Annotated in this window: 7 protein-coding genes; 5 read left to right on the top strand and 2 right to left on the bottom strand. The window is 38.5% G+C overall.

Features of this window, described 5'->3' with window-relative positions; all coding sequences use genetic code 11:
* The first annotated feature begins 151 nt into the window (after positions 1–151).
* Positions 152–721, top strand: a complete 570-nt coding sequence (locus QZ735_RS13640; RefSeq protein ID WP_294249412.1) for a YceI family protein — start codon at positions 152–154, stop codon at positions 719–721.
* Between the two features lie 65 nt (positions 722–786).
* On the opposite strand, the gene QZ735_RS13635 is transcribed toward QZ735_RS13640, so the two are convergent.
* On the bottom strand, positions 787–1,638 hold the full coding sequence (locus tag QZ735_RS13635; RefSeq protein ID WP_294249410.1) for a phosphatase PAP2 family protein: 852 nt from the start codon (positions 1,636–1,638) through the stop codon (positions 787–789).
* Positions 1,639–2,038: 400 nt separating this feature from the next.
* On the opposite strand from QZ735_RS13635, the gene QZ735_RS13630 reads away from it, so the two are divergent.
* Both QZ735_RS13630 and yidC read left to right on the top strand, forming a co-directional pair.
* A complete protein-coding gene (locus QZ735_RS13630; protein WP_294249408.1) occupies positions 2,039–3,652 on the top strand; it encodes a CTP synthase in 1,614 nt (537 codons plus the stop codon).
* Positions 3,653–3,828: 176 nt separating this feature from the next.
* Positions 3,829–5,625: a membrane protein insertase YidC gene (yidC, locus tag QZ735_RS13625; RefSeq protein WP_294249406.1), complete on the top strand. Its 1,797-nt coding sequence runs from the start codon at positions 3,829–3,831 to the stop codon at positions 5,623–5,625.
* Positions 5,626–5,722: 97 nt separating this feature from the next.
* Here the strand turns inward: yidC and QZ735_RS13620 are convergent, their stop codons facing one another.
* Positions 5,723–6,307 carry a ribonuclease HII gene (locus QZ735_RS13620; RefSeq protein WP_294249404.1) on the bottom strand — a complete coding sequence of 195 codons (585 nt, stop codon included), beginning with the start codon at positions 6,305–6,307 and terminating at the stop codon, positions 5,723–5,725.
* Positions 6,308–6,425: 118 nt separating this feature from the next.
* Here QZ735_RS13620 and QZ735_RS13615 point away from each other — a divergent pair, with 118 nt between their 5' ends.
* Together QZ735_RS13615 and QZ735_RS13610 are read left to right on the top strand one after the other, a co-directional pair.
* Positions 6,426–9,440 (top strand): SusC/RagA family TonB-linked outer membrane protein, encoded by a 3,015-nt coding sequence (locus QZ735_RS13615; RefSeq protein WP_294249402.1) that lies wholly within the window; start codon positions 6,426–6,428, stop codon positions 9,438–9,440.
* A 12-nt stretch (positions 9,441–9,452) separates the two neighbouring features.
* Entirely contained in the window at positions 9,453–11,054 is a 1,602-nt protein-coding gene (locus tag QZ735_RS13610; RefSeq protein ID WP_294249401.1) for a SusD/RagB family nutrient-binding outer membrane lipoprotein, read from the top strand.
* Positions 11,055–11,590 lie beyond the last annotated feature (536 nt).

The raw sequence follows: 11,590 nt of genomic DNA, 5'->3' as shown, positions 1-11,590 counted from the left end.
ATGCAGTTGCGGTACTCCTTATTATGTATATCATTCATTGGCAATACTTAAAAATAAATAGATTAGACCATAAAAAAATATCATAGGTCAATGCCTTGCGATAATTGCCGGCTTATCTTTGCTTAAGAAATTAATGTAAATAATAAATAGTATGAAAAAAGTATTCTTAACTTTTGTATTAGCCTTATTCAGTATGGTTAGTTTTGCGCAGACGGCATGGAGAGTAGATCCGATGCATTCTTCTGTTAATTTTAACATCAAACATATGGGAATCAGTTTCGTGCAGGGCAGGTTTGATAAATTTGACGGTAAAGTAGCAACGGCTGCCGATAACCTGAACAATGCAGAATTTTCTTTTTCCGTAGATGTTAATTCCATCAATACAGGGGTTGAAATGCGTGACAAGCACCTTAAAAGTGCAGATTTCTTCGATGCTGAGAAGTTTCCTGCCATGACATTCGAATCAGGTGCCATTACCAAAGAGAAAAACAACACCTATATGCTGAAAGGAAAGCTTACCATTAAAGATGTAACTAAGGAAATCAGCGTTCCGGTAACATTCGGAGGAGTAACAAAAAACCAGCAGGGAAAAGAAGTAATGGGATTCCAGACTATGTTTAAAGTGAACCGACTGGACTATAACATCAAATATGATCCTACAGGAGCCGGGGTGGCAAAAGATGTTGATGTCAACTTATATTTTGAATTGGTGAAACAATAGTTTCCCTATATATTTGGTTTGTAAAAAGGTTCTCGGAATAAGAGAACCCTTTTTTTTATCCTATTTTATGCTGCTGTCTTTCCTGATCTGCTGTTTTTCTGATAAAAATAACCGGTCATCATCGTTACTGCTGCAGGCAATAAAAGGAGTAATCCCTCAGTCCCTATGTATTTGCTGAGCAGTAGAGCGGCTGAAATAAGAATCCATCCCGATAAGAAAAAATAATTGGCTATCCTGAATGGTCTGTACTCAGGATCATTTTTGCGGTAAGGTATGATGATAAAGCTAAGGTGGGAAAGAAGAGCCCCGTTTAAAATATCAATAAGATGGTGCTGATAGGTTGTCAGTGTTGAAATCCCCAACAGGATCAGCCACACCATCAGGAAAATCCGCCATTTCGAAAGCTCTCTGAATACGGACCAGAATACAAAAGCAAAAGCTATATGCAGGGAGGGAGACTGGTTGAACGGCGAGTCAACTGTTTTCAAGAAGGAAAAAGTCAGCCCCATGATCGTATTGGAAACTTCAGGCTTGTCAAAGGAAAACCGTAAAGGAAACGTGACAAAGAATATTCCGGCTGCAAATGTTACGAAAAGCATCCTCCAGGTCAATATTTTCAACTGGTGTCCGTCCCTGCAGGAGAAAAATACGAGGCAGAAAAAAAGCCCGCCTGCCATATAAGGCACAATGGATATAGGGACGAACGGAATGAATTTTTCAAAATTAAAAGTAAACGACGGAACCTGTTGCAGGGAAGAAGCATACCATGTGCAGAAAATATAGACTGCTGCGAAAACAACGGTACAGACGGTCAGGGCAAATGCCTGCTGCCTGATCCTCAGCTGCCTTTCACTAAGTGTTTTTTCTTTGAAAGATTCGTAGTCGGTATCGTAGAGCATTCCGGATAATGATTTCATTATCCGCTTTACCTTTAAAGGAGCAATATTAATTTTTTGTTTTTCAATCACCTTGCAAATGATTTTATATCAGTTAAATGGTTCAATTTAATGCCTCGGAGCGAATATGCAAGAGAATCCGGACAGATCAGGATTCCGGAGGCCGTACGAGAGAATAATCTGCAATTAACCGGCCATGAATTTAATTTGTGGTGTTAAATCACATGGCAATACCGCATGATGACTGTGAGCCCTGCCCGGATTATATAGAAAAATTATTGGCTACCCAGGACGGTGTGGCAGATAATATCTGCGGTAAGTAAGGGGTTTTTGATTATAGAAACGATGGTTGTTTCAAATTGATAAATCTAAAAATTGCTTTGCATTTCTTTTTCCCATAACTTTGCACAAACCTAATCTAATGAGTAAAAAGAATACAAAGTACATCTTTGTGACAGGAGGTGTAACTTCATCTTTGGGAAAGGGAATCGTTTCTGCTTCTCTTGGACTTCTGCTAAAATCACGCGGCTTCAATGTAACCATCCAGAAACTTGATCCTTATATCAACATCGACCCGGGAACCTTGAATCCTTATGAACACGGAGAATGTTATGTAACCGAAGATGGTGCGGAGACGGATCTGGATTTAGGTCACTATGAGCGTTACCTTGATGCTCCCACTTCCCAAAACAACAACGTTACGACAGGAAAAATCTACCAGACGGTAATCGAAAAAGAAAGAAAGGGAGATTTTCTCGGGAAAACCGTTCAGGTCATTCCTCATATCACCAACGAAATTAAACGGCGGATTAAAATCCTGTCCAAACAGGATTACGATATCATCATTACGGAAATCGGAGGAACGGTAGGGGATATCGAATCTTTGCCTTATATTGAGACTGTTCGCCAGCTGAAATGGGAACTGGGGGAAAAGAATTCCATGGTCATCCATTTGACATTGCTGCCGTATCTGGCTTCCAGCGGGGAATTAAAGACAAAACCTTCCCAGCACTCTGTGCGTCAGCTGATGGAGAGCGGAATCATGGCAGATGTCCTGGTCTGCAGAACGGAACACAGTATTCCGAAAGACCAGCGGGCGAAACTGGCCCAGTTCTGTAATGTTCCTCTTGATAATGTGATCGAATGCAAGGACCTGGAAACCATCTATGAGGTGCCTATGTATCTTCAGAAGCAAAATTTTGATGATGTGGTTCTTAAAGAACTGGATCTGACAAGCGATAAGGACGCAGATCTCAAAGACTGGAAGTCTTTCCTCAATAAATTCCAGAATCCTAAAAAATCCGTTGAAATTGCATTGGTCGGAAAATATGTTTCCCTTCAGGATTCCTATATTTCCATTGCTGAAGCTTTCAAACATGCCGGTGCTGACCTTGAAACCGAAGTAAAACTCAGATGGGTGTACAGCGGCGACCTGACCAGTGAAAACATCCGTGAGTCGCTGGAAGGCGTAAGCGGAATCCTGGTAGCCCCCGGCTTCGGAGACCGCGGAATCGAAGGAAAAGTACTTACGGCACAATATGCACGGGAAAATAAAGTTCCGATGCTGGGCATCTGCCTGGGAATGCAGATCATGACCATTGAATTCGCCCGGAACGTCCTCGGCTATTCAAAAGCCAACTCTATGGAGTTTGATACTTCTACGGAACATCCGGTAATCTCTTTAATGGAAGAACAGAAAAATGTAGTGGAAAAAGGAGGAACGATGCGTCTCGGGGCATGGAAATGTTCACTGAAAGACGGATCCGCCCTGAATGACATCTACGAAACCCGGCATATCACCGAAAGGCACCGTCACCGGTATGAATTCAACAGTGACTACATCGGTGAATTTGAAATGAACGGTTTCCTGGCTACCGGTACCAATCCGGAAACAGGGCTGGTAGAAGCTTTGGAAATGCCGGATCATCCGTTCTATATCGGCGTACAGTACCACCCGGAATATAAGAGTACGGTGGCTACGCCGCATCCGCTGTTCAAGGCTTTTATCAAGGCCTGCAGTAATGATGTAAAGTAATCAGATATTGACAAACGTTATACGGTAAGACTCAGGTTGATAAAAGTCAACCTGAGTTTATTGTATAGTCATGCAGTACAGAACATAGTTTTGATAAAAAAACTGTATTTTTGTCGACTTAAAACAGGTGCCTGCAATAGGGTACGGAAAAAGATTAAAATTTTAATTACAATAAAATGCAACAGAACAACGGACTCGATAAAAGTCAAATGATTAGTTTTGCGGTTTTATGTCTGGTTCTTTTCGGATTCATGTTCTATTTTCAGAACAAACAATCGAATGAGGATGCGGTGAAAGCTCAGCAGCAAAAAACCGAGCAGGCTAAAAATGCCGTAAAACCGACTCAGGCAAGCAATATCAATCCCAATGTAACGCCCAATGCCATCCAGACCGCCAGCCTGGCCAACAACGAGCTGAAGATTGAATTCAGCAGCCTGGGAGGGCAGGTTTCCAAGGTAGAACTTAATCAGTACAAAGCATACGACCACAAAACGGATCAGGCAGACCTTCCGCTTTACCTGATGGCCAAGAATAATTCCAGCTACGGTTTCCAGTTCAAAGACAAAACCGGAAAAATTATCAACACCAAAGATCTTGTTTTTGCTCCTGCAGTTAACGGAAACGCAGTAACGCTGACTGCCAATTACAACGGAGCAGTTATCCAGTTTGTGTATACCTTGCTTCCAAAATACACCCTTGATTTCAAAGTGAGAACCCAGGGACTTGCCGGGGTGACTTCTGATAATAAAGCAGACTTCATCTGGGATTACAGTGTAAGGAACCTGGAAAAGGGCAGGGCCCAGGAACAGTCGCACTCTGAATTCTCCTATGCGTTTAATAATTACAAGGATTATGATTATGACGGAAGGACAACGATGGAGGAAGAAAAAGAAACCCTGAACTGGATCGGGGTAAAGCAGCAGTTCTTTGCTTCCGTAATTGAAGCGAAAAACGGATTCACCCAGAGTAAAGGGAATCAGGAAAATATTGAAGAAGGAGAATACCTGAAGAAACTGAATTACGAAGGATTCGTCCAGATGACCGGCAGTGAGCTGAACCAGGATTTCACCTGGTATTTCATGCCTTTGGATTTACCTCTATTAAAATCTTATGATAAGAATTTTGACGAAATTCTTCCTTTGGGATGGTCTTTTATCGGATGGATGAACAGAGGGTTCTTTATTCCTATTTATAATATTATTGCTTCTTGGGGGCTTACCGCAGGATGGGCTATTTTTGTATTGACTATTCTGGTAAAGCTGATCCTGTCGCCGATTATGTATAAGCAGCATAAACTGAGCGCCATGATGAGGGTGATCCGTCCGGAAATTGATGAGGTGAATGCCAAGCTTAAAGATGCTGACCCGATGAAAAAACAGCAGGCCACCATGGAGGTCTACAGAAAGGCCGGCGTCAACCAGATGGCAGGCTGTCTGCCGGCACTGGTGCAGATCCCTATTTTCTATGCCCTGTTCCGTTTCTTCCCGAACTTCATTGATCTTAGAGGAAAAGGGTTCTGGTTCGCAAAAGACCTTACGGCATATGATGACCTGATCAAATTGCCGTTTAAAGTTCCGTTTCTGGGAGACCATTTAAGCATATTTGCTATTGCCTGTACCATTGTAATCTTAATTTATACCATTATGACTTCAGGAAATATGCAGCAGCCGCAGCAGGAAGGAATGCCGAATATGAAGGTACTGATGTACATCTTCCCGGTTACATTCCTGTTCTTCCTGAATACTTCGGCATCAGGTCTGTCATGGTATTATTTTGTATCCAATGCCATCAACATTTTAATTATCCTGGTGATCAAATATGTAATCCTGGATGAAAAGAAAATCCATGCGCAGATCCAGGCGAATAAGGAAAAGCCTAAGACCGAAGGCAAATTCCAGAAAAGAATGCGGGAGATGATGGAGAAAGCTCAGGAACAGCAGAAGTACCAGGAGCAGCAGAAGAAGAAAAAATAAAGTCTGAATTTATAAAAAAGAGAAGCAATCTATCATTGCTTCTCTTTTTTATTTGTATATATAATAAGGTATACTTTACGGAATTATTACAAATGCATTAATCGTATTTTAACCGGAAAGACTGGCGGTGATATTTCGTAGGCCCGAATTTAATCAGTGCTTCCTGGTGTTTTTTTGTAGCGTAGCCGAAATTGGTATCCCATCCATATTCGGGATGCTCATCATGAAGTTCAATCATGAGTCTGTCCCGGTAGTTTTTTGCAAGGATAGAGGCGGCGGCAATGGAAAGCACTTTTGAATCTCCTTTTATAATACATTCATGAGGAATAAAGTTATACGGATGAAAGCGGTTGCCGTCTACCAGGATCAGTTCCGGACGTATGACAAGTTTATCCAGTGCCTGATGCATGGCATGAATGCTGGCGTTGAGGATATTATGCTGGTCGATAAAGACAGGCGGCAATTCTGCAATGGCATAATCTTTCACATGGTCTTTAATATACTGATCCAGGCCCATCCGGGTCTTAAAATTCAGCTTTTTAGAATCATTAACTAAATTTTGGTTAAAATTCTCATCCAGAATAACGGCTGCAGCTACCACAGGACCACATAAACAGCCTCTGCCCACTTCATCACACCCCGCTTCAACATAAAAAACCGACCATTTTTTTAACAAATCCATAATTATGGTACATATTAAAATATAAAAACATGTAAAATTAAATATTTTTAACAAAATATTTGGTTGTTTTAAGAAAGTTTTACATATTTGCAGGTAATAAAAAATAATCAATTTAAATATGAAGAAATTAACTACAAGTATCTTAGCTGTGGTGCTTACCTCTACCTTTGCGATGGTAAGTGCACAGGATACTCTGAGAACTCAGGAAATCCGTGAGGTTGTTGTTACCGGAGCATTGGGGATTAAAAGAAAGCCCGATGCAGTTACCAATGCACAGCAGGTAGTTGGAAGTAAAGAACTTAATCAGGCATCCGCTCCGAATGCTGTTCAGGCATTAACAGGTAAGGTGTCCGGTTTACAGATTAATCAGACGAATAATGGTGTAGATGCAACAAATAGAATTGTTATCAGAGGTACTAAATCTATTTCTGGTGATAATCAGGCTTTGATTGTTATCGATAACGTAATTTCGAATGCTACTGTTTTCTCACAATTACCACCAGAAGTTATTGAGAGTGTGAATGTAATAAAAGGTTCACAGGGAGCAGCACTATATGGACAACAAGGAGTTAATGGGGTAATTATCGTTACTACAAAAAGAGGAAGCAGATCTGAAAAGATTCAATTTACGCTTACGTCTTCCATCGAAATGACCCAAGCATTTATGTTTCCTAAAGTGCAAACCCGTTATGGTAAGGGATATCCAGAATCACAGGTTTATTTAGCTGGAGATGCGGATTATAATGGGACTACTTATGTTCCATGGGAAAATACATCATGGGGACCTGCCTACGATAACCCTGCAATCGGTGGTCAGATGATTGACACCGGGCTCCCGCAGGCCGATGGATCTTTCATTCAGGAAAGATATGCACCTGTCAAAAATCATTTTTCAAAATTCTTTAAGAACGGTCTTATATTACAGAATGGTCTGACTGTAACTGCTGGAGGCTCAGATTCATATGCTTCCCTATCTATTAACAGATTAGAAAATAATTTCGTAGTAGAAGGAGACCAGCTGAAACAAAACAGTTTCCTCTTAAAAGCCGGTAAAAAGCTTGATAAGTTAAGAATTGACGGAACATTGAATTATATTAGCAGAATAACCAATCAATCAAGTTCCGATTTGTATAGTGATATTCTTCAGATGCCAACAATGAATGACATCAGAAAATATAGAAATACGGGTGTTGAAGGTTTCTTATCTGCTTATACTACGAACCCTTATTATCAGATAGAGCATAACAGAAGAGATACAAACAGAGATTATCTTTCCGGAATTGTGGCAATTCAATATGAATTCAACAAAAATATTAATCTTACTTACAATGGAAATTTAACCTTGACCAATATCAGACAGGATAGCCATAATGATGGTTTTGTTGCCACAAGAGTATATGAAAATTCAGGGACTATTTTAGATAATGGAACTATTCAGGATTACAATGCTAATAGCAATTTCGATTCTTATTATGTTAACCGTACATTCAGTACAAGAAGTTATTACGGGGATTTGATGTTGAATTTCAATTATGATCTTACTTCCGACCTTAATATGAAATTGAATATTGGTAGTAACATTCAGGACAGCTACCAGACTGCACGTGCAATGGGAGGTACCGGATTAAACTATCCCGGCTGGTATGATATTCGTAATGTTAGCAAACCTTTTTTACCAGGTGACTCAGCAGGAGGAAATGTGGATGGAAATGGTTTTGATAACGGAACCTACAGAACAAGAATTGTTGCAGGATTTGCAAATCTTGATTTAGCTTACAAGGATTATTTATTCTTGAATTCAACATTCAGGTTGGAAGAGAGCTCAGTATTGTCTACAAATTATAATGGAGAAAGACATAATACAGCTTATCCATATTATTCATTCGGACTTTCTTTTATTCCTACGAAAGCATTTGAAGGTTTGAAGGGAGGTGTATTAAGTTATATGAAAATTGCACCAAGTTATACAAGGGTGGGTAGTACTTCCGCTGTTCCTACTTATGCAACTACGAACATTGGTATTGCCCCTTCTGGCTATCCATTTCCAAATTTGCCGGGATTCGGTATTAATACTGCTCAAACAAATAGGAGTGTAGAGCCTGAATTTATGTCAACAATGGATTTAAATGTTCAGTTAGGTTTCTTTAATGACAGGATCACTCTTGAAGGTTCAATTTATCAGACCGATACAGATAATTTGATTACTAATATTGGAGTTTCACGAGCATCTGGATTATCAGCTCTACGATCTAATTTTGGTCAGACCAGATTAAAAGGTTTAGAGATTGATTTGGGAGTAACTCCAATCAAAACAAAAGATTTTAACTGGAATTTCAGAACTTCATTTGCTAAATCCAGAACTACCGTTTTAGATTTACCTGAAGGAGTGGACGAAATTAACACAGCACTTCCTTATTCTACTGTAGGTATTGGAGTGTTTGCTGTAAAAGGAAGTGATTTACAGACGCTAAAAGCTACGACATTCCAAAGAGATGCGGAAGGAAGAATAATCGTAGGCGCAGATGGTGTTCCTCTGCAGAATACCGTATTGAGCAATATGGGAAGAATCACTCCTGATTACACTTTACAGTTTAATACATCATTCCGATATAAGAGTTTCACGCTTTCTGGTAGTATGGACTTTAGAAAAGGTGGTAAATTTGCGTCTTTGGCAAAAAGTACTTTGACATTTGCAGGTCTTACAGAAGATACAAATTTCGACAGAGAGAATGGTTATGTTGTTCCTAATTCAGTAAAAATTGTAAATGGAGTTTCAGTTCCTAATACCACCCCGGTGAATGGTCAAGCTAATTATGCAGCAGCAGCAGCTTACTGGACTTCTACTTCATTACAACGTTTGGGTGAACCGATGGTATTGGATGCAACAGCGCTTAAAGTAAGAGAAATCTCGTTGTCATACGATCTTCCTAAATCAGTGTTGGCTAATACTTTTGTAAATAGCTTTACTATAGGTCTATATGCAAGAAATCCATTCTTTGTCTACTCAAAAGAAAATAGAAATTATGCCGATCCGGAATCTTCTTATTCTAATGGAAACGGGTCAGGTATTGCCATTACTGGGCAGTATCCTTCACAGAGATCATTTGGAATTAATTTAAAAACAACGTTTTAATCAGATAAGATAATGAAAAATTTAAAAATAAAAAGAAGTATATTGACATTTGGATTACTACTTTCAGCAGTTTCCTGTGAACAATATCTCGATATTAATGACAATCCTAACCAGCCGGCTATTGAGCTGGTTACACCAAACGAACTTCTCCCGGTTGGTTTTACAAGAAGTTATACTACACAAGGAAGAAGTTTAATGCAGTTTAGCAGTGTGGTGATGAATTCACTTGCCGGAAATTCTTTAACATTTGGGGCTCCTTATATAGATGATTATAAGCCTAATGTTTCTAATACTTTCTATGGCGATATCTGGGATGGCCTTTTTGTAGGTACTGCTAATTTTGATCAGGTAATCAAATACAATGATCCTCAGGGTAAATATGCAAAATACAAAGCTATAGCCAAGATCATGAAGGCCAATTATGTTCAAATCTTAACAGATTTATATGGAGATATGCCTTATACAGAAGCCTTTCAGCAGCAAAACAATCTAAATCCAAAATATGATAAAAGTGAAGATATTTACAGAGCATCTATTTTAGATCTGGAAAATGCCATTGCTATTATCGATGCAGGAACCGGTGATGATCCTGTATCGGATATTGTTTTTAAAGGTGTTATGACTAAATGGAAAGCATTTGCTAATACTTTGAAATTGAGATATCTATTGAGAATGTCTAACATTCCGAGTGGAGATTTGGCAACTTTCAGAGATCAGAAGCTGGCAAGTCTTTCAGGAGCAACTTTTATTGATGAAAATGTTCTTGAAAACCCAGGATACAATTCCAGTACTGATTCACAGCAGAATCCTTTTACTAATTTTTTTGTAGTAACATCAGGAGGTTCAAGACCAACCAATTATTCATATAACGTTGCTTCAGAGAATATGCAGATTATTCTGAATGGAAATTCAGAAGGTGATACAAGATCTGTATATCAAAAATATACTGGTATTGTTGACGGAAGGAGAGCGAGAATGTTTAATCTGGTAGGTGGAAAAGTAGTAGGAATCAGACAAGGAAATCTGCCTGGACAACCTGGTGTTCCTACTTCAGGAGCTCTTTCCAGATTTAATTACGGAATTACTATAGGTAACGGTAGTACAGCTACTCCTGCAACTGGTGCTGATATAATTTCGATGACATCATCCAAGCCAGGGCCTATTATGTCCCGTGCCGAATCTAAGTTTCTGCAGGCTGAAGCAGCTTTAAGATATCCTTCTTTATTTACCAATGCTCAGGCAAATTTTACAGCAGGGATTACTGCATCTTATAATTATTTAGGATCTTCATCAGCTTTATTAACAGCTTATACAACAGCTATAGCAACAAGACCAGGTTTAGGCTGGATTGGATCTGATGCTAATAAATTGGAAGCAATTATGACGCAGAAATGGATAGCGCTGACAGGAGTGAATCCGGAGCAGTCTTATTTTGACTATACAAGAACCGGTTTTCCTGTAACATTATCTGCAACTACAGCTACAAATCCAAAACCAAACAGATTAATTTACCCATTGTCTGAATACGTAGCAAATGCAAATAATGTCCCTGCAATTTCAAACGCTGATGTGTTTACGAAGAATCAGTTTACGCCGTTCTGGGCCAGATATTAATATTTAATCTTTTTTCGTAAAAAAGATTTTAAAACCGCCATTAGGCGGTTTTTTTAATATATACTATTTTTAGTGACATATTATTTCTATATTTAATGCATCCAGGAATGTTCATTTATTTTTATAATAATATCTATTTATAATAAAGAGAATCTGATAATTTCGTCTTACCGGTCACATATAAACCAACCAAATCATCCTTATGTTAACTTGGAAGATATAAGTTTTCCGTATTTTCATCAATAATTTTTCAGAGAGCTAGTATTTTGGTATAAGGAAAATTAGGTGAACTTTAATATAGTCAGTCTGTATATATCATCTTTACATTGTAATACATTCATAAAATTAAACCAATGATAATATTTATTTAAATCATAATAATGTGAAAATTAAGTGCTATTAAAATATTTAAATTCATTATAATCAATTATTTAATAATTTATATTATGTAAATAAATATCAATTATGTGAATTATAAATTACATACTTAAAATTAATTATTATAGTTATAAATTTGTTAAAAATAGATATTTTAA

Origin of the sequence: uncultured Chryseobacterium sp., from assembly GCF_913776365.1 — a bacterium.
Lineage (GTDB): Bacteria > Bacteroidota > Bacteroidia > Flavobacteriales > Weeksellaceae > Chryseobacterium.
Note: the sequence above shows the minus strand (reverse complement) of the source record. Positions and strands in the feature narration are given on the sequence as shown.